Here is a 19105-nt window from a genome sequence, read left to right on the forward strand (position 1 = left end):
CGTATACACGACCGGAAGAACGCCGGATGACCGAAAAGGGCGGCGGGTCCGCGTCCGCAGGCATCCCCGTACGGGCGGTGTGCGTCTCACGAACGGGAGCACGCACACCCACGCCCGCGGAGGAAGCCATCACTCAGCACCTGGACGCCACGGGCACGATCCCGGGCGCGCGCCGCCCGGGTCCGCCGACGTCCCGGCCCCCGCGGGCGGCTGGCCGGTGGAGACGGGCGGCTCCGGTCGCCGTCCCGGCCCTGGCCGCGCTCGCCCTCGGCCTGTGGGGGATCGAGCGGCAGGACAGCATGTGGCGCGACGAGTCCGTCACCTACCAGGTCGCCCACCGCTCACCGGCCGAACTGTGGGGCCTGCTGGGCCACATCGACGCCGTGCACGGTCTGTACTACCTCCTCATGCAGGCGGTGTTCGCCGGGTGGGACGGCGGGCTGACGGCCCTCAGGCTGCCCTCCGTACTGGCCACCGCCCTGGCCGCCGCCGGGGTCGGGGCGATCGGCGCCCGGCTCGCGGGACGCCGGGCCGGCACGCTCGCCGGGCTCGTCCTCGCGGTGCTGCCGATCATCCAGCAGTACGCGCAGGAGGGCCGGTCCTACGCCCTGGTCACGGCGGGCGTCACCTGGGCGACGTACTTCTTCCTGCGGGCCACCGCCGACTCCCGCGCCCGCTGGTGGACGGCGTACGCCCTCACCCTGTACGTCGCCTCCTGGCTGCACGAGTTCGCCGCGCTGGCGCTGCTCGCCCACGGGCTGACCCTGTGGCGTTCCCGCCCGGCGCGCGCCGACGTACGGCGGTGGGCGCTCGCGGCGGCCGGGGTGGGGGCCGGGCTGTTGCCCCTGGCGGTGGTCAGCGCCGGGCAGGCCGAGGCCCAGCTGGGCTGGCTCGGCCGCCCCGGCCTCGGCGCGTGGGCGCTGTTCCTCGGTCTCTCGGCCGCGGCGGCGCTGCTGTGCCGGCTCCTCGTCCGCACGGGCGCCCCCGGGGCCGTCGCCCTGACCCGCCTCGCCCTGCCGCTGCTGATCGCACCGGCCGGTCTGCTGATGACGATCTCGCTGGTCAAGCCGTGGTACGTCGACCGGTACGTGCTGTACGGCGCGACGGGCCTGGCCCTGCCGGCCGGGGCCGCGCTGTCCTGGGCGATCGGGCAGCGGCACCGGCTCGCCCCTCCCGCCCGGACGCTGACGGCCTGCCTGGCGGCCGGTACGGCGGTCGCGGTGCTGCTGCCGTGGTCGCTGCTGGTGCGCTCGCCCGAGAGCCGCAAGGACGACGTCGTCGCGGTCGCCCGCACGGTCGACGACCAGGCGCACCAGGGCGACGGCGTCCTGTTCATGCCCGCCCGGCGCCGCGAATGGCTCCTGTCCTTCCCCGAGGTGTACGACCGGCTCGACGACCTCGCCCTCGCCGAGTCCCCGACGGCCTCCCGCACGCTGCACGGCACCGAACGCGACGCCGCCGCGATCCACCGCCGCATCCTGGCGGCCGACCGCGTCGTCGCCCTGACCGATCCGCCCGGGCAGCCGCTCGACCCCTTCCCGCAGGAGGAGGTCAAGCGCCGGACGCTGAGCACCCACTTCGAGGTGTGCGAGCGCACCCGGGTCCAGGGCGCGCAGATCATCGTCTACGCCCGCCCGGGCCGCTGCACGCCGTAACCGCACCGGCGGTGTCGGAAAACCGTCGGAAGCGCCCTGGTGATGTCGGATATCCGGGCCAGCCCGGGCCGTGGCTGGATCCTGAGCGGCCCTGGCTGAAAGGTGAGCCTCGCTGTCCACCCGGAAGATCCGACATGGAGGGTTCTGTGAACGAGGCAACGACGGCCGACGGACCACGGCGGAGTCCGAAGGCCACACTCCTGATGGCCTGCATCGGGGTGTTCGTCGCCTACCTGCCGGTCACCACGGTCTCCGTCAGTCTCCCGGCGATCCAGCGGGACCTGCACGCCTCGACCTCCCAGCTGTCCTGGGTCTCGGACGCGTTCGTCCTGCCGATGGCCGCGCTCATCCTCACCGCCGGTGTCGTCGGGGACGTGCACGGGCGCAAGAAGGTCTTCCAGGCCGGCCTGCTGTTCTCGGCCGCCGGAGCCGTCGTCGCCCTGAGCGCGCAGTCCGTGCAGGTGCTGTGGGCCGGGCAGGCACTGGCCGGGACGGGCGCGGCGGCGCTGCTGCCCACGACCCTCGCGCTGATCAGCCACGCCGTGCCCGACCCGCACGAGCGCGGCAAGTTCGTCGGACTGTGGGCCGCCGCCCTGTCGCTGGCGCTCGCCGTCGGCCCCCTGATGGCCGGGGTGATCCTCCAGCACGCCGCCTGGCACTGGATCTACGTGCCCGCCATACCCGTGGCCCTGCTGACGCTGGCCGCCGCCGTGCCGCTGGTCGCCGACTCGCGCGCCCCCGGCTCGCGCAGGCTGGACTGGCCGGGACAGCTCACCGCCGCGCTGACCATCACCTCGCTCGTCTACGGCGTGATCGAGGGCGGGGCGCAGTCCTTCTCCGAGCCCAAGGTCGTCGTGGCGCTCGCCCTCGCCGCCGCCGGTGCCGTCGCCTTCGTCGTGGCCGAACGGCGCAGCGCCAGCCCGATGCTGGACCTGACCCTGTTCCGCAGCCCCGCGTTCAGCGCGACCACGCTGATCGCGATGATCAGCTTCCTGGGCCTGATCGGCTTCTTCTTCGTCCTCAGCCTCTACTTCGGCATGGTGCAGCGGCTCGACACCCTCGACGCGGGGTACCGCATGCTCATGGTGACGGCGGTGAGCCTGCTCCTCGGAGTCGTCGTCGGGCCGCTGATGCGGCACATCCCGGCCCGTGCCCTGATCACCACCGGCCTGCTCGCCAGCACGGCCTCCCTGCTGTCCCTGACCGCGCTCGACGCGCACACCGCGTTCGGGCCGCTGGCATGGCGGCTGATGCTGCTCGGCCTCGGCATGGGCCTGGTCATCACGCCCATGACGGCCACCGCCGTCGCGTCCGTGCCGCACCACCTGGCCGGGATGGCCGCCGCGGGCAACAACGCCTTCCGGCAGGTCGGCGGCGCGCTCGGCCCGGCCGTCCTGGGCACGCTGCTGACGACCAGGGCCACGGACGCCCTGCCCGGGCACCTCGCCGACGCGGGCGTGGGCTCGGCGACCGCCCACCAGGTCACCGCGGCCGTCGACGCCGCCGGACTGAGCGCCGTCGCCGGGATGAACCTGGGACCGGACACCGGCCGCGCCCTGGGCGCCCTGTCCGAGTCCTTCCTCGACGGCCTCCGGCTCTGCCTGATCGTCGCCGCGTCCCTGGCGCTGCTCGCCGCGCTGGTCGGGGCTGTGCTGCTCCGCAAGCCGAAGCCCGCGCACGAGCCTGCCGTCGTGGGGGCCGTCGCGGAGCCTGCCGCCGCAGCGGCCGCTGCCTCGGTGGCCGTCGCCGAGCCCGCTGCCGCCGAGCCGGTTGCCGCGCACGGCCCTGCCGTCACCGGCCGGGTGTGCGATGCCGCCGGGAAGGCCATGGTGGGGGCCACGATCACGCTGGTCTCCCTGGGCGGGCGGCAGGTCGGCCGGGCCGTGGCGCACGACGCGGGTCGGTACCGGCTGGCCGCGCCCGCGCCGGGTACGTACGTCCTGATCGCGGCGGCGGACGGCCACCAGCCCCAGGCGTCCACGCTCACGCTCGGCGAGGAGCCCCTGCCCCACGACGTGGTCCTGGCCGGCGGCAGCCGTCTGAGCGGGACGGTGACCACGGCCGAGGACCGGCTGCCGGTGGCCGGCGCGACGGTCGTGGTGACGGACGTGCGCGGAGACGTGGCGGCCACCGGCACCACCGACGCCTCCGGCGCGTTCGGCTTCGGCCCCCTGCCCGACGGCGACCTCACGCTCGCCGTCAACGCCGCCGGGTACCGGCCCGCGGCCCTCCCCGTCCAGTCGCCCGGCACCCCGGTCACCGGCCTGGAGGTGCTGCTGCACCCCGGCGCCCGGGTGCAGGGCGTCGTACGGTCGGGGACCGGCCGCGAGCCCGTCGCCGACGCCCGGGTCACGCTCGTCGACGCCGCCGGGAACGTCGTGGGCACCGCCGTCACCGGCACGGACGGCTCCTACGCGTTCACCGACCTGGACGCGGGGGACTACTCCCTGATCGCCAGCGGCTACGCGCCCGTCGCGACGACGGTCACCATGGACGGGCGCGCCCCGAGCGACGTCCATCCGCACCTGGCCCACCAGGACGCGTGAGCCGGTCCCGGGCTACAGCCGCTGAATGATGGTGCCGGTGGCCAGTCCGCCGCCGGCGCACATCGTGATCAGAGCGAACTCCTTGTCCGCGCGCTCCAGTTCATGCAGGGCCGTCGTGATGAGCCGGGCCCCGGTCGCTCCCACCGGGTGCCCGAGCGCGATCGCCCCGCCGTTGACGTTCACCTTGTCCAGGTCCTGCTCGAAGACCCGCGCCCAGCTCAGCACGACCGACGCGAACGCCTCGTTGATCTCCACCAGGTCGATGTCCCCCAGGGACATCCCGGCCTTGCCCAGCACGGCCCTGGTCGCGTCGATCGGGCCGTCGAGGTGGAAGTGGGGGTCGGAGCCCACGAGCGCCTGGGCCACGATCCGGGCCCGGGGCCGCAGCTTCAGCGCCCGGGCCATCCGCTTCGACGCCCACAGGATGGCCGCGGCCCCGTCGGAGATCTGGGAGGAGTTGCCGGCCGTGTGCACCGCCGTCGGCATGATCGGCTTCAGGGACGCGAGCGCCTCCGCGGACGTGTCGCGCAGGCCCTCGTCCTTGTCCACCAGGCGCCACATGCCCTGCCCGGCGTGCTGCTCCTCCTCGGTCGTCGGCACCTGCACCGCGAACGTCTCCCGTTTGAACCGCTCCTCCGCCCAGGCGTGGGCGGCCCGCTCCTGGGAGGCGAGGCCCAGCGCGTCGACGTCCTCCCGGGTCAGCCCGCGGTGCCGGGCGATGCGCTCGGCCGCCTCGAACTGGTTCGGCAGGTCCACGTTCCACTCGTCGGGGAACGGCTTCCCGGGCCCGTGCTTCGACCCCGACCCCAGCGGCACCCGCGACATCGACTCCACCCCGCACGAGATGCCGATGTCGATCACGCCCGCCGCGACCATGTTGGCCACCAGGTGCGAGGCCTGCTGGGAGGACCCGCACTGCGCGTCGACCGTCGTCGCGGCCGTCTCGTAGGGCAGCCCCATGGTCAGCCAGGCCGTGCGCGCGGGGTTCATGGACTGCTCGCCCGCGTGGGTGACCGTGCCGCCGACGATCTGCTCGACGCAGTCGGCCGGGATGCCGGTGCGGCCCAGCAGCTCGCGATAGGTCTCGCCCAGGAGGTAGGCGGGGTGCAGATGGGCGAGCGCGCCGCCGCGCTTGCCGATGGGGGTGCGTACGGCTTCGACGATCACGGGTTCGGCAGCCATGGGTGCGGGTCCTCTCCGGGAGGCTCAGCGGAACTAGTACGCGTTCTAGTTCTTCTTGCAGTTTGCTGACGGAGGTTCTGTGACGGCAAGGGGTGTGCGGGCAATTGGGACACTCACGTCTCTTGCTAGTTGTAGAACTCGTTACTACGGTCGCGACGACCCCTTTGCTGATGGACCGTCAGGAGCTGTCCATGCCCTGTCCAGCGCTTCCCGACGGGTTCGACTTCACCGACCCCGATGTGCTGCACCACCGCGTGCCCCTCCCGGAGTTCGCCGAGCTGCGCCGCGCCGAACCGGTCCGCTGGATCCCGCAGTCGGGCAACGTGGCCGGGTTCCAGGACGAGGGCTACTGGGCCGTGACCCGGCACGCGGACGTCAAGTACGTATCGACGCACCCGGAGTTGTTCTCGTCCTCCGTCAACACCGCGATCATCCGCTTCAACGAGCACATCCAGCGCGACGCCATCGACGCGCAGCGGCTGATCCTGCTCAACATGGACCCGCCGGAGCACACCCGGGTCCGGCAGATCGTGCAGCGCGGGTTCACACCCCGGGCGATCCGCGCGCTGGAGGGACGGCTGCGGGCCCGCGCCCACGCCATCGTCGAGAACGCCCGCGCCCACACCGGCCCGTTCGACTTCGTCACCCAGGTCGCCTGCGAACTGCCCCTCCAGGCGATAGCCGAGCTGATGGGCGTACCGCAGGAGGACCGGGACAAGATCTTCGACTGGTCCAACAAGATGATCGCGTACGACGATCCCGAGTACGCCATCACCGAGGAGGTCGGCGCCGAGTCGGCCACGGAGATCATCGCCTACGCGATGAACATGGCCGCCGACCGCAAGCGGTGCCCCGCCCACGACATCGTCACGCAACTGGTCGCGGCGGAGGACCAGGGCAACCTCAACTCGGACGAGTTCGGCTTCTTCGTGCTGATGCTGGCCGTCGCCGGCAACGAGACCACCCGCAACGCCATCACCCACGGCATGCACGCCTTCCTCACCCACCCCGACCAGTGGGAGCTGTACAAAAGGGGGCGCCCGGCGACGGCGGCGGAGGAGATCGTGCGCTGGGCGACCCCGGTGGCCGCCTTCCAGCGCACCGCCACGCAGGACACGGAGCTGGGCGGCAAACTGATCCGCGAGGGCGACCGCGTCGGCCTGTTCTACGCCTCCGCCAACCACGACCCCGAGGTCTTCGACGACCCGGACACCTTCGACATCACCCGCGACCCCAACCCGCACCTCGGCTTCGGCGGCGGCGGTCCCCACTACTGCCTGGGCAAGTCCCTCGCCGTGCTGGAGATCGACCTCATCTTCCACGCGGTCGCCGACGCCATGCCGGGACTGAAGCTGGTCGGGGACCCGCGGCGGCTGCGGTCGGCGTGGATCAACGGGGTGAAGGAACTGCCGGTCAGCACGGGCTGAAGCCCTCGCGGGAGCATGGCGAAGGCGACGGCCCCGGGGATCAGGGGGCCGCCGCCTTCGGTCTGTGGGGTGCGGGCCGGCTCAGTACCAGTGGTTGGTCTGCCAGAAGTCCCAGGCGCCACAGGCGCTGCCGTAGCGGTCCTTCATGTAGTCCAGGCCCCACTCGATCTGGGTGGCCGCGTTGGTCTTCCAGTCGGAGCCGGCCGAGGCCATCTTGGCGCCCGGCAGGGCCTGGACCAGGCCGTAGGCGCCGCTGGAGGCGTTCTGCGCGTGCACGTCCCAGTGGCTCTCCCGCTCGACGATCCTGGAGAAGCACTGGTACTGGGCGTCGTCGCCGATCATCTTCTTCGCGACCGCCTGCGCCGAGTAGGCCCCTGTCGGCGCGGCCTGCGCGGGAGCGGCGGCGATCAGGGTGCCGCAGGTGGCCGCGGTCAGGGCGGCGGCGGCGAGAGCCTTCTTCGGGGTGGCGGCGCGGCGGAGAACGGAAGCGGCGGGCACAGGCGGCCTTTCGTCGGTGGGTGGGGCGGTCGTCCACAGAAGCAGGCCCGCCGGATGCCCGCAATGAACCCTTTTACTAGGTATGGCCGCATGTGCTGCCCCGCTCCCGCCCGTGACCGGGGCGGGTCCCTACGGCCCCGGTTCGTACGTGACGTGGGTCATGTGGGGGGCTTCACCCGCGGGCCCCCGATCGGGCGCGTCGAACGTGACCGGCGTCTCGAAGGCCGCCCGGCGCGTGGCACGGCGCAGCGCCCTGAGGACCGCCGGGCCGAGCACGAGCGTCAGGACGACGGTGACGACCGCCCGGCCCAGGTCCCAGCCGAGCGAGGTGGCCAGGCAGTACGCGAGGAAACGGGCCAGGTTCGTGGCGACCGGCGCATGCGGGTCGAAGGCGACGTTCGAGGCGAGGGCGCTCATGAAGGGCCAGCCGGCCAGGTTCATGATCGTGCCGTAGGCGAAGGCGGCGAGGAAGCCGTAGGCCGCGAGCAGCGCGAGCTCCGCCCGGCCGCGCAGCCGGTCCGGGCCGGGCAGCAGGCCCGCGCCCATCGCGAACCAGCCCATCGCCAGCATCTGGAACGGCAGCCAGGGCCCGACCCCGCCCGTGAGCAGCGCGGACGCGAACATCGTCACCGAGCCCAGGACGAATCCGAAGCCCGGGCCGAGGACCCGGCCGCTCAGCACCATCAGGAAGAACATCGGCTCGATACCGGCGGTACCGGCGCCGATCGGCCGCAGGGCGGCTCCCGTGGCGGCCAGCACGCCGAGCATCGCGACCGCCTTCGGGCCCAGCCCGGACTCCGAGATCGCCGCGGCCACGACCGCCACGAGCAGGACCAGCAGGCCCGCGAAGAGCCAGGGGGCGTCCTGCGTGTGCGCGCCGATCCGCGAGGTGGGCGGCGCGAGGAAGGGCCAGCCGAAGCCGGCCACCCCGACCGCGCTGACCAGGGCCAGGGCGGCGAGGGAGCGGGGGCCCAGGCGGACGGCCCGCGCCTGCCGTTGCGTGCGTTGCGGGCTCATGCGGTGGCCTCGGGCGGGAGGGCCGCGCGGACCTGGGAGACCGTGAGCCACTGCTGCGGCGCCAGGATCTTGGTGACCTGCGGGGCGTAGGACGGGGAGGAGACCACGACGTCCGCCGTCGGCCCGTCGGCGATCACCTCGCCGTCGGCGAGCAGCACCACCCGGTGCGCGAGTTCGGCCGCCAGCTCCACGTCGTGCGTGGCCAGCACGATGGCGTGCCCCTCGGCGGCCAGGCCGCGCAGCACCGCGACCAGGCGGGCCTTCGCCGCGTAGTCCAGGCCCCGGGTCGGCTCGTCCAGCAGGAGCAGCGGGGGCCGGGCCGTCAGGACGACGGCCAGGGCCAGCGCGAGCCGCTGCCCCTCGGAGAGGTCCCGGGGGTGGGTGTCGTCCGTGACGCCCGGGAGCAGTTCGCAGACGAGGGCGCGGCAGGTGCCGGGGGGTGCGCCGGCGTCCTTGTCGGCCGCGGCGCACTCGGCGGCGACGGTGTCGGCGTAGAGCAGGTCGCGGGGTTCCTGCGGGACGAGGCCGACCTTGTGGACGAGGTCCTTGGGGGTGGTGCGGTGCGGGGTGGCTTCGCCGAGCCGGGCGGTTCCGGAGGTGGGCTTCACCAGGCCGACCAGGGTGTTGAGCAGGGTGGATTTTCCGGCGCCGTTGCGGCCCATGAGGGCGATGGTTTCGCCGGGGGTGATGGTGAGGTCGATGGAGCGGAGGGCCTGGATGCGGGTGCGGGTTACCGAGAGGGAGCGGAGTTCGCCTACCGGGGTGGGGGGTTCCGATCGTTCGCGGGTGCGGGTGGTTCGTGGTTGATCGCGCAGTTCCCCGCGCCCCTTTGGGGCGTTCTCCAGCTGTTGCCTGAGAGGTGCCGCCCTGCGCCTCGCGTCGCGGACCGTCATCGGTAGGGGGGTCCAGCCTGCCAGGCGGCCCAGGGCCACCACCGGCGGGTACACCGGGGAGACGGCCATGACCTCGGCCGGGGGGCCCGGCACGGGGGCGGCGCCCGGGGCCGGGAGCAGGACGACCTGGTCGGCGTACTGGATGACGCGTTCCAGACGGTGTTCGGCCATGAGGACCGTCGTGCCGAGGTCGTGCACCAGGCGCTGGAGGACCGCCAGGACCTCCTCGGCCGCCGCCGGGTCGAGCGCGGAGGTCGGCTCGTCCAGGACCAGGACGCTCGGGTGCGGGGTGAGGACCGAGCCGATCGCGACGCGCTGCTGCTGGCCGCCGGAGAGCGTGGCGATCGGCCGGTCGCGCAGGGCGGCGAGGCCGAGCAGGTCGAGGGTCTCCTCCACGCGGCGGCGCATCACGTCCGGTGCGAGGCCCAGCGATTCCATCCCGTAGGCCAGTTCGTCCTCCACGGTGTCGGTGACGAAGTGGGCGAGCGGGTCCTGGCCGACCGTGCCCACCACGTCGGCCAGTTCACGCGGCTTGTGCGTGCGGGTGTCGCGGCCGGCGACCGTGACCCGGCCGCGCAGGGTGCCGCCGGTGAAGTGCGGGACGAGACCGCTGACCGCGCCCAGGACGGTCGACTTGCCCACCCCCGACGGGCCCGCCAGGAGGACGAGTTCGCCCTCGGGGACCTCGAAGTCGACGCCCCGGACGGTCGGTTCGGCGGCCCCGTCGTACGTGACGGACACATCCTCGAAGCGGATCACGACGGCTCCTTGGGGTCGGGGGCGGCGAACGCGGGCAGCAGGCCGAGGAGGACGGCCCCGGCGGGCCAGACGGGCAGAGTCGGGGCGACGAGCGGGACCACACCCGGGTGCAGGGCCGCGGGGTCGCGCACGGAGGCGAGGGTCAGCAGGGCCGCGACCGCCACGCCCGAGGCGACGACGAGCCAGGCGCGCAGGTCCCAGCGGTCCGGGCGGTAGCGGGTGCGCAGGGAGCGGCGGCCGCCGACCTTCAGGCCCGCGAGGGCGGCGGCGAGGCCGACGAGGAGCACAGGGACGCCGTAGCTGCCGCCCTCGGCCGTGAGGAGCCCGTACGTTCCCGCGCAGACGCCGAGCAGGCCGCCGAGGGTGAGGGCGGCGGTGGTGCGGCGTACGGCGGCGGGGACTCGCGCGGTACGGCCGTAGCCGCGGGCGTCCATCGCGGCGGCGAGGGAGACCGAGCGCTCCAGGGCGCCCTCCAGGACCGGCAGGCCCACCTGCAGCAGGCCCCGTACGCCCTGGTCCGGGCGGCCGCGCAGACGGCGTGCTGCGCGCAGCCGCTGGACGTCGGCGATGAGGTGCGGAGCGAAGGTGAGCGCCACGACCACCGCGACGCCCATCTCGTAGAGCGCCCCCGGGAGGGACTTGAGCAGGCGGGAGGGGTTGGCGAGGGCGTTCGCGGCGCCGACGCAGATGAGCAGCGTGGCCAGTTTCAGGCCGTCGTACAGGGCGAAGACGAGGGCCTCCGCCGTGACCGCGCCGCCGAGGCGGATGCCCTGCGCCCAGGCGGGCAGGGCGACTTCGGGGAGGGAGAACAGGGTGTGCGTGCCGGGGATGGGGGAGCCGAGGAGCGTCGCGAAGAGCAGGCGGATCAGCAGCACGGCGAGGGCGAGTTTGACGAACGCTCCGTAGGAGCGGGACCAGGGGGTGTCGGGGCGGCGGGTGGCCACGACGTACGCGGAGACGGCGACGAGGAGGGCGAGCAGGAGGGGGTTGGTGGTGCGGGTGGCCGCGGTACCGAGGGCCAGGGCCCACAGCCACCAGGCGCCGGGGTGGAGCGACCTACCCACGCCGGCGTACCTGCCAGACCGCCGCCCCGCCCAGGAGCGCCACCACCGCGATGCCCGCCAGCAGGCCCAGGGACGGGCCGTCGTCCGGCTGTTCCTTCTTCTCCGCCGCCGGCCTCCGCTGCTTCTCCGACACCTGCTCGCCGCAGCCCCGCTCCGGGTAGCCCGAGATCGCGCACAGCAGGGCGTTCGTGTCGTAGCGCAGCGGCCCGGCCACCGCCGCCAGGGCCTGTGCCGTCGTCGCGTCGGGGGAGACCTGGGCGCAGGCCGTTCTCGCGGAGGGCGGGGTTTCGCCCTTGGGGGCGTCCGCGGGGGTGCCGAAGTCGAGGAGCAGGGCGACGCGCTTCCGGCCGTCCCTGGCCGGCGTCTTCCCGCAGATCGACGCGAAGTCGGCCGTACCGCGCGGCCGGGCCGCATCGGAGGAGTCCTCGCTCACCGCGAACCGGAAGCCCTGGACGTCACCGTCCGAGGGGCGGGCCATGGACGGGCCCTGGGTCGCGTAGACCCAGCGGTCGCCGTCGCGCTCCCAGAACGACCAGTACCGGTAGCCCGCGGCCTGCGCCTGCCCCGCCCCCGCGCACAGCAGGAGCGAGGCCAGCAGGAGGACAACGGCCCGGCGGATCACAGCTGCTGCTTCCGGCGGCCGGTGAACAGGAACCCGATGCCGATCCCGGCGACGAGGCAGACGCCGACGTACCACCACACGCCGAACACGGAGTTGGAGTCCTGCTTCTCGTCCTTGGCGTCCGCGTCGGCCTTTGCGGCGCCCTGCGGGGCCGGGCCCGTCGCGTTCAGCTGCTTCACCAGGTCCGCGCCGCCGAAGTCGCGCGGGTCCGTGCCCGTCGCGTGCGCGGCGAGGATCAGCTGGGCGTAGGCGGCGGGACCGTTCTGGGCGGCCCAGCTCGCGGCGTTCTTCTCCAGCCAGCGCAGGGACTTCTCCGCCTGCGCGGTGTCACCGTGCGCGGCGAGCGCGACGACGGCGTCGGCGGTGTTGCCGTAATCGGGCTGCGGCTCGGCACCCGCCAGGGCGGACATCAGGTGGTCGTCGTCCTTGCCGAGGGCGGACGTGAGATACGCGGCCCCGTTCGCCGCCGCCTGCTCCGGCGTACGCGGCTGCGCGCACGCCGCGTCGGACTTCCCGCCCGGCTTCACCACCATGCCCCGGCCCAGCGCGCCCAGCACCCCCGCCGCCGTGGCGTCCGCGTTGGCGGTCAGCTCGCCCTTCTTGTCCGGCTGGAACGCGAACGCGCCGTCGCCGTCCCCGCCGCAGGGCAGCGCGAGCTTCAGCAGCGCGTCGTAGGGCGACTTGCCACCCTTCTCGACCCGGTCCGGCTTCTCGCCCACGGCGGTGAGCGCGCCGATGACGACCGACGTCGAGTTGGTGTCGCTGGCGCCGCCCGCCGCGTAGCCCCAGCCGCCGTCCTCGTTCTGGACGGACTTCAGCCAGTCGACGGCCTTGGCCGTGACGTCGTCGTGGCCGCCGAGCGCGGCCAACGCCTGCACGGCGGCGGACGTGGCGTTGGTGTCGAGCATGGTCTTCGCGTCGCACGCCGTGGCCGGGTCGGGCCGGTACGAGGCGAACCCGCCGTCCGCGCACTGCTGGCGCACCAGCCACTCCACGGACTTCGCCGCCGGCTTCACCCCGACCGTGTCCTGCGCGAGCAGCGCGAGCGACTGGCGCCAGACGCCGTCGAACTTCGGGTCCTTGTCGCCGTACAGGGCGGAGGGGAACGCCTGGGACGGCGAGGGGGACGGGGCGGCGGTGGCCGGCGCGGCGGCGCCGATCACGGCGACGGCGGCCAGGACCGCGGCGCTGCGGCGGACGTTCATGATCGGCGGGTGCCTCTCCCTGTGGGGGAGCCGGGCAGCACGGGACACCCCGGCGGCTCGGCTCCGTATACCTCGACGGTGCCGTGCACCGGCGGGCTGCCGGGCACGCGAGCCGGTCACGAACCGTACGGGGCGATCCGGCTCACCGCCGTGGGCCGGCGGTTTCACGGTTGCGGGTCAGCGCCGGAATTGCACCGGCTTCCCCCCGTACGGGTGTGATGACGACCCGCTCACTGTACCCGCACGTAGGAAACCGGCCGAGGGCGCCGGGTGGGCGGCGGTAGCTTCGACGCATGCCGACCACACCACCGGGGAAGCTGCTCGGCTCCGGCCGCCGCGCCGACGTCTACGAGATCGACCAGGCGTGGGTGCTGCGCCGCGAGCGGGAGGGCGGCGGCGACGCGGCGGCCGAGGGCGCGGTGATGGCGCATGTGCACGCCCACGGCTACCCGGTTCCCCGGGTCCGCCCGTCCGGTTCGCGCACCGACCTGGTGATGGAACGGCTCTCCGGCCCGACCGTGCTCCAGGCGTGCCTCGCGGGCACCCTGGACGGGACGGAGGCGGGCTCGCTCCTCGCCCGGCTGCTGCGCGAGCTGCACGCCGTGCCCGCGCTGCGCTCCACCGACCCGGCCGTCCGCGTCCTCCACCTGGACCTGCACCCGGAGAACGTGATCCTCACGCCCGACGGCCCCCGCGTCATCGACTGGTCCGACGCGGCGGAGGGCGACCCGGGCCTGGACTGGGCGGCGTCCGCGGTGGTCCTCGCGCAGGCCGCCGTCGCCGGCGACTCGCTCTCGGCACTCGCCGAGGTCATGCTGACCGCCCTCCTCGCCGGTCCGTCGCCGCTCACCCGGCCGGCCCTGGCCGAAGCCCTGCGCCGCCGGGCCGCCAACCCCACCATGACCGAGACGGAAGTCGAACTCCTGGGAACCGCCGAGGAGTTGATCCTCTCCACGGCGCGGACAAGCTAACGTTGGCCTTCCCGACCACACGCAGGAGCGTCCATGACCGACCAGGCGGAGAACCCCGAGCAGGAGCCGTTCCCCAAGATCGACACCTCGGTGCCGCACTCGGCCCGGATCTGGAACTACTGGCTGGGCGGGAAGGACAACTACGAGGTCGACCGGGTGGCCGGTGACGCGTTCCGCGACATCTTCCCCGGCATCGAGACCGGCGCCCGCGCCGCCCGCTACTTCCTCGCCCGCGCCGTGCGCCACCTGGCCGCCGAGGAGGGCATCCGCCAGTTCCTCGACATCGGCACCGGGCTGCCCAACGTCGACAACACCCACCAGATCGCCCAGCGGGTGGCCCCGGAGAGCCGGATCGTCTACGTCGACAACGACCCGCTGGTCCTGGCCCACGCCCGCGCGCTGCTCACCAGCACACCCGAGGGCGTCACCAACTACGTCGACGCCGACCTGCGCGAGCCGGGCACGATCATCCGGGAAGCCGGGAAGACGCTGGACTTCGACCGGCCCGTCGCCCTCATGCTGATGGGCATCCTCGGCCACATCGAGGACCACGACGAGGCGCGCTCCATCGTGCGGGAGCTGGTGGCCGCCCTGCCCTCGGGCAGCTACCTCGTGAGTTACGACTCCACCGACACCAGCGAGGACTACGTCAGGGCCATCCGGCAGTACAACGACGGCGGTTCGATCCCGTACATCCTGCGCAGCCCCGAGCAGATCGCGCGCTACTTCGACGGTCTGGAACTGCTCGAACCGGGCGTGACGTCCTGCTCCCGCTGGCGGCCCGACGCGGAGGCGCTCGGCCTGCCCGCGGAGGTGCACCAGTACGGCGGTGTCGCCCGCAAGGGCTGAGCTGTCAGGCCTCCTGCTGGGCCGTCAGGTCTCCTGGAGGAGGCGGTGCAGGATGGTCGGAGTCTCGTCCGGTGGCTCGGCTTCGACCACCAGCCGGTTCATGGCGTCCCAGTAGCGCTCGATCTCGGCGGGCCGGTCGGGATAGAGGGCGGTGGTGAGCTTCTCGAGGTAGACCACGTCCGGCAACTGCCCGCCCGGCAGCCGCAGGATGGTGACCGGGCCCCCTTCCGCGGCGTGCCCGCCCGCGTGGAACGGCAGGATCTGGACGGTGACCTGCGGAAGCCGGCACATCTCGATGAGGTGCCGGAGCTGGGCGCGCATCACCCGGATGCCGCCGACCGGGCGGCGCAGCGCGGCCTCGTCCAGCACCGCCCACAGCTGGGCCGCCGGCTGCCGGTGCAGGATCCGCTGCCGGGTCATCCGCAGCGCGACCCGGCGGTCGATCTCCTCGGCGCCGGCGTCCGGGTGGGCCAGCCGGATGGCGGCGCGTGCGTAGTCGGCGGTCTGCAGCAGGCCGGGAACGCGCTGGACCTGGTAGCAGCGGATGAGGCTCGCCGCCTGCTCCGCCCCGAGGTAGGTCTGCATCCAGGTGGGCACCACGTCGCTGTAGTACCGCCACCAGGCGGGGGTGTTGGCCTGCTCGGCCAGCGCCAGCAGCGTGGCGCGTTCGGCCTCGTCCGTGACGCCGTAGAGCGTCAGCAGATCGGCGACGTCACGCAGTTTGAAGCCGTGGCGCCCGGCCTCCATGCGGCTGATCTTGGAGGAGGAGGCGCGGATGACGTGCCCCGCGTCCTCGCGGGAGATGCCGCGCTCCTGCCGCAGCCCGCGCAGCCGTGCGCCCAGCGCCAGCCGCGGCACCATGGGCCCCGCCGACCGGCCGTCCAGGGCTCCGCTGCCGGTCGATGGATGTGCGGCCTCTTCGGTGCCCATGGGCATGTCTCCCGGTGCGAGCGGTGCGTCCGACCATCCTAGGGGGCACCCGTCTGCGTCAAGTGCCTTGTGCCGCAGGCATGTTCAGCCGGGTCGTGGGTCCGCCGAAGGGCAGGTGCAGGGTCCGGGAGGAGAGTAGCCAGGTGCCCGCGGCCCGCCGGAAAGCGTCCTCGTAGTGGCCGACCTGCACCGGCGGCCCGGCCGGGACGACACCGCCCGCGTAGCCGTCGACGCGGTACGTCGTGAAGTACGAGACCGCCCCGGCCGCCTCCGGGGACGTGACCGTGACCAGGATGTTGGACATCATGCGGCGGGACAGCCGGTCCGCGGGACGAGAGCCGAAGTAGGCGCGCAGGGCGTCGCGGCCCTTGATCACGCGGTCGCCCTCCGGCCACTGCCAGACACCGTCCTCGGTGAACAGCTCGGCGACGGAGGCCGGTTCGCCGAGGTCGAGCCGGTGGACGAAGTCGAGGATCAGACGCTCGCAGGCGCGTTCGGCGAGGAGGCGTTCCATGGGGTCCATGGGGGCTTGCTAGCACCCCGGTGCCCCGCCCGGCGACGGGTTCGCCGCTCCCTCACACCGCCACGTACGTCACCGGCTCGCTTCCCGGCACCGCCTCCGCCCGGCCCAGCTTGACCAGGCGGCGCAGGTGGGCCTCGGCCTCCGAGACGGCGATGGTGCGGGAGCCGTACGGGATCTGGTCCCAGGGGCGGTTCCACTCCATGCGCTCGGCGAGCTGCCAGGGCGTGAGCGGCTCGGCGAGGAGGGACCGCAGGGCGGTGAGGCGGTCCTCGTGGTGGGCGAGCAGCTCGCGCACGCGGGCGGCCGCGTCGGGGAACGGGTGCTGGTGGGCCGGGAGCACCTCGGCGGGGGCGAGACGGCCCACGCGTTCCAGGGAGTCGAGGTAGTCGCCCAGCGGGTCGGTGACCGTGCTGTCGTCCGGGTCCTCGTAGAGGCCGATGTGCGGGGTGATCTCGGGCAGCAGGTGGTCGCCGGAGAACAGCCGGCCGTGGCCCGGGAGGCGGGCCGGGTGGGTCTCCTCCAGGTGGAGGCAGACATGGCCGGGCGTGTGGCCCGGGGTCCAGATCGCGCGGACGCGGCGGCCGGGCAGGTCGAGGAGTTCGCCCGGGGCGATGTCGCGGTCGGGCAGGGCGGGGGAGAGGCCGGGCAGGGCGCGGGGCCGGGCCGCGCGCAGCGGGGCGATGTGCTCCTCGGGCGCGCCGGCGGCGGTGAGCTTGTCCGCCATGTACGACAGCCAGCGCTCGGGACGGGCCTGTCTGGTCCGCCGTACGACCGCGGTGTCCGCCGCGTGCATCGCGATCCAGGCGCCCGAGGCCTCGCGGACCCGGCCGGACAGGCCGTGGTGGTCCGGGTGGTGGTGGGTGACGACCACGCCGTGGATCTCGGTGACCGAGGTGCCGCAGGCCGTGAGGCCCTCCGTGAGCGTGTCCCAGGACTCGGGGTCGTCCCAGCCGGTGTCGATCAGCACCGGGCCGCGGTCGGTGTCGACGACGTACACCAGCGTGTGGCCGAGGGGGTTGTCCGGGATGGGGACCCGGAGGGAGCGGACGCCTCCGCCGTGATCGAACGCCTCGGTCATCTGCCCTCCGCTCCACGGCCATTGCTCACTATAACGGGAACTGGTATCAGTTCTGAAACACCGTCAGAAACGAGGGCAGTGGCGATGGCCGAGCTCGTGGAACACGGACAGCTGTTCATCGGCGGGGAGTTGACCGACCCCCAGGGCCAGGACGTCATCGAGGTGATCTCCCCGCACACGGAAGAGGTCATCGGACGCGTCCCGCACGCCTCCACGGCGGACGTGGACCGGGCCGTGGCGGCGGCGCGGCGGGCGTTCGACGAGGGGCCCTGGCCGCGCATGAGCCTCGACGAGCGGATCGAGGTCGTGAGCCGGATCAAGGACGGGATCGCCGCCCGGCACGACGAGATCGCCCGCGTGATCTCCGCCCAGAACGGTTCGCCGTACTCCTGGAGCGTCCTCGCCCAGGCGCTCGGCGCGGTGATGGTCTGGGACGCGGCCATCACGGTCGCGCGGAACTTCACCTACGAGGAACGGCGCGACGGCGTGCTCGGCAGGATCCTCGTGCGGCGCGAGCCGGTCGGGGTCGTCGCGGCCGTCGTCCCCTGGAACGTCCCGCAGTTCGTCGCCGCCGCCAAGCTCGCCCCCGCGCTGCTCACCGGCTGCACGGCCGTGCTCAAGCCCTCGCCCGAGTCGCCGCTCGACGCGTACCTGCTCGGCGAGGTCACCCGCGAGGCCGGGCTGCCCGAGGGCGTGCTGTCGATCCTGCCCGCCGACCGGGAGGTCAGCGAGTACCTGGTCGGGCACCCGGGCCTCGACAAGGTGTCCTTCACCGGGTCCGTCGCCGCCGGCAAGCGCGTGATGGAGGTCGCGGCCCGCAATCTCACGCGCGTGACCCTCGAACTGGGCGGCAAGTCCGCGGCCGTCGTCCTGCCCGACGCGGACGTCGAGGCGGCCGTGGCGGGCATCGCCCCCGCGGCCTGGATGAACAACGGCCAGGCCTGCGTCGCCCAGACCCGCGTCCTCCTGCCCCGCTCCCGCTACGACGAGTTCGCCGACGCCCTGGCCGCGGCGGCGGGCGCCCTGACCGTCGGCGACCCGCTGGACCCGGCGACGCAGGTGGGCCCGCTGGTGGCCCGGCGCCAGCAGCAGCGCAACCTGGACTACATCCGCATCGGCCAGGAGGAGGGCGCCAAGATCCTCACCGGCGGCGGCCGCCCGGCCGGCCTGGACCGGGGCTGGTACGTCGAGCCGACCCTCTTCGGCGACGTCGACAACTCCATGCGCATCGCCCGCGAGGAGATCTTCGGCCCCGTCATCTGCCTGCTGCCCTACGACGACGAGTCCGACGCCGTGAAGATCGCCAACGACTCCGACTACGGGCTGAGCGGCAGCGTGTGGACGGCGGACGTCGAGCACGGCATCGACATCGCCCGGCAGGTCCGCACGGGCACCTACTCGGTCAACACCTTCAGCCTGGACATGCTCGGCCCCTTCGGCGGCTACAAGAACTCGGGCCTGGGCCGGGAGTTCGGGCCCGAAGGGTACGGCGAGTACCTGGAGCACAAGATGATCCACCTGCCGGCGGAAGCCTAGAGATGGGCGACCGCTGGCACGTCGAGGTCGACCGCTCCCTGTGCATCGGCTCCGCCCAGTGCGTCCACCACGCACCGGACGGCTTCCGCCTCGACGCCGCCCGCCAGTCCCATCCGCTCGCCCCGGACACGGACGCGAACGAGCGGGTGCTGGAGGCGGCGGAGAGCTGCCCGGTGGAGGCGATCGTGATCACGCTGGGGGACAGCGGGGAGGCGGTCTTCCCGCCGGAGGAGTAGGCGGCCGGCCCGCGGGGTCCGTCTGGCGCCGGGGGTGCGGTCCGTCAGGCGCAGGGTGCGCGTCGTCTGGCGCCGGGGGTGCGGTCCGTCAGGCGCAGGGTGCGCGTCGTCTGG

17 protein-coding genes and 1 riboswitch are annotated in these 19105 nt (G+C 73.6%); of the genes, 7 read left to right on the forward strand and 10 right to left on the reverse strand.

What is annotated here, in order from left to right; translation table 11 throughout:
- The first annotated feature begins 26 nt into the window (after nt 1-26).
- Both ABZ386_RS02505 and ABZ386_RS02510 read left to right on the forward strand, forming a co-directional pair.
- Nucleotides 27-1655 (forward strand): glycosyltransferase family 39 protein, encoded by a 1629-nt coding sequence (locus ABZ386_RS02505; protein WP_358963244.1) that lies wholly within the window; start codon nt 27-29, stop codon nt 1653-1655.
- A gap of 203 nt (nt 1656-1858) precedes the next feature.
- On the forward strand, nt 1859-4201 hold the full coding sequence (locus ABZ386_RS02510) for an MFS transporter (RefSeq protein ID WP_351333014.1): 2343 nt from the start codon (nt 1859-1861) through the stop codon (nt 4199-4201).
- A 12-nt stretch (nt 4202-4213) separates the two neighbouring features.
- Here ABZ386_RS02510 and ABZ386_RS02515 read toward each other — a convergent pair whose 3' ends face one another.
- Nucleotides 4214-5383, reverse strand: a complete 1170-nt coding sequence (locus tag ABZ386_RS02515) for a steroid 3-ketoacyl-CoA thiolase (protein ID WP_351332549.1) — start codon at nt 5381-5383, stop codon at nt 4214-4216.
- 191 nt (nt 5384-5574) lie between these two features.
- Here ABZ386_RS02515 and ABZ386_RS02520 point away from each other — a divergent pair, with 191 nt between their 5' ends.
- On the forward strand, nt 5575-6810 hold the full coding sequence (locus ABZ386_RS02520; RefSeq protein ID WP_351332546.1) for a cytochrome P450: 1236 nt from the start codon (nt 5575-5577) through the stop codon (nt 6808-6810).
- A gap of 81 nt (nt 6811-6891) precedes the next feature.
- Here the strand turns inward: ABZ386_RS02520 and ABZ386_RS02525 are convergent, their stop codons facing one another.
- The 6 genes from ABZ386_RS02525 to ABZ386_RS02550 all read right to left on the reverse strand — a co-directional run bounded on the left by ABZ386_RS02525 (nt 6892) and on the right by ABZ386_RS02550 (nt 12868).
- Nucleotides 6892-7308 (reverse strand): transglycosylase SLT domain-containing protein, encoded by a 417-nt coding sequence (locus tag ABZ386_RS02525; RefSeq protein WP_351332543.1) that lies wholly within the window; start codon nt 7306-7308, stop codon nt 6892-6894.
- Between the two features lie 129 nt (nt 7309-7437).
- Nucleotides 7438-8325: an ECF transporter S component gene (locus ABZ386_RS02530; RefSeq protein ID WP_351332540.1), complete on the reverse strand. Its 888-nt coding sequence runs from the start codon at nt 8323-8325 to the stop codon at nt 7438-7440.
- Nucleotides 8322-9977 carry an ATP-binding cassette domain-containing protein gene (locus tag ABZ386_RS02535; protein WP_351332536.1) on the reverse strand — a complete coding sequence of 552 codons (1656 nt, stop codon included), beginning with the start codon at nt 9975-9977 and terminating at the stop codon, nt 8322-8324. Before ABZ386_RS02535 ends, ABZ386_RS02530 begins: the two co-directional genes overlap by 4 nt.
- Nucleotides 9974-11041 carry an energy-coupling factor transporter transmembrane component T gene (locus tag ABZ386_RS02540; RefSeq protein WP_351332533.1) on the reverse strand — a complete coding sequence of 356 codons (1068 nt, stop codon included), beginning with the start codon at nt 11039-11041 and terminating at the stop codon, nt 9974-9976. Before ABZ386_RS02540 ends, ABZ386_RS02535 begins: the two co-directional genes overlap by 4 nt.
- Complete coding sequence (locus ABZ386_RS02545) at nt 11034-11663, reverse strand: SCO2322 family protein (protein ID WP_351332530.1); 630 nt, start codon at nt 11661-11663, stop codon at nt 11034-11036. The genes ABZ386_RS02540 and ABZ386_RS02545 overlap by 8 nt, the downstream gene beginning before the upstream one ends.
- Nucleotides 11660-12868, reverse strand: coding sequence for a prenyltransferase/squalene oxidase repeat-containing protein (locus ABZ386_RS02550; protein ID WP_356499588.1), 1209 nt, complete (start codon nt 12866-12868; stop codon nt 11660-11662). Before ABZ386_RS02550 ends, ABZ386_RS02545 begins: the two co-directional genes overlap by 4 nt.
- 112 nt (nt 12869-12980) lie before the next feature.
- A riboswitch (cobalamin riboswitch) is annotated at nt 12981-13113 on the reverse strand.
- Between the two features lie 48 nt (nt 13114-13161).
- On the opposite strand from ABZ386_RS02550, the gene ABZ386_RS02555 reads away from it, so the two are divergent.
- Both ABZ386_RS02555 and ABZ386_RS02560 read left to right on the forward strand, forming a co-directional pair.
- Nucleotides 13162-13839: a phosphotransferase gene (locus tag ABZ386_RS02555; RefSeq protein ID WP_351332525.1), complete on the forward strand. Its 678-nt coding sequence runs from the start codon at nt 13162-13164 to the stop codon at nt 13837-13839.
- 33 nt (nt 13840-13872) lie between these two features.
- Complete coding sequence (locus ABZ386_RS02560; RefSeq protein WP_351332523.1) at nt 13873-14688, forward strand: SAM-dependent methyltransferase; 816 nt, start codon at nt 13873-13875, stop codon at nt 14686-14688.
- Nucleotides 14689-14712: 24 nt separating this feature from the next.
- Here ABZ386_RS02560 and ABZ386_RS02565 read toward each other — a convergent pair whose 3' ends face one another.
- Genes ABZ386_RS02565 through ABZ386_RS02575 form a run of 3 tightly spaced genes read right to left on the reverse strand, consistent with a single transcriptional unit; the run spans nt 14713 to nt 17219 of the window.
- Nucleotides 14713-15618 carry a helix-turn-helix transcriptional regulator gene (locus ABZ386_RS02565; RefSeq protein WP_358963247.1) on the reverse strand — a complete coding sequence of 302 codons (906 nt, stop codon included), beginning with the start codon at nt 15616-15618 and terminating at the stop codon, nt 14713-14715.
- 58 nt (nt 15619-15676) lie between these two features.
- Complete coding sequence (locus tag ABZ386_RS02570; protein WP_356499592.1) at nt 15677-16141, reverse strand: nuclear transport factor 2 family protein; 465 nt, start codon at nt 16139-16141, stop codon at nt 15677-15679.
- 52 nt (nt 16142-16193) lie between these two features.
- Nucleotides 16194-17219: an MBL fold metallo-hydrolase gene (locus ABZ386_RS02575; protein WP_351332513.1), complete on the reverse strand. Its 1026-nt coding sequence runs from the start codon at nt 17217-17219 to the stop codon at nt 16194-16196.
- A gap of 84 nt (nt 17220-17303) precedes the next feature.
- Between ABZ386_RS02575 and ABZ386_RS02580 the strand changes: the two genes are divergently transcribed.
- Both ABZ386_RS02580 and ABZ386_RS02585 read left to right on the forward strand, forming a co-directional pair.
- Nucleotides 17304-18755: an aldehyde dehydrogenase gene (locus ABZ386_RS02580; RefSeq protein ID WP_355714503.1), complete on the forward strand. Its 1452-nt coding sequence runs from the start codon at nt 17304-17306 to the stop codon at nt 18753-18755.
- Between the two features lie 2 nt (nt 18756-18757).
- Complete coding sequence (locus ABZ386_RS02585; protein ID WP_114251915.1) at nt 18758-18991, forward strand: ferredoxin; 234 nt, start codon at nt 18758-18760, stop codon at nt 18989-18991.
- Nucleotides 18992-19105: the final 114 nt, after the last annotated feature.

Origin of the sequence: Streptomyces sp. NPDC006140, assembly GCF_040628815.1 — a bacterium.
Classification (GTDB): Bacteria; Actinomycetota; Actinomycetes; order Streptomycetales; family Streptomycetaceae; genus Streptomyces.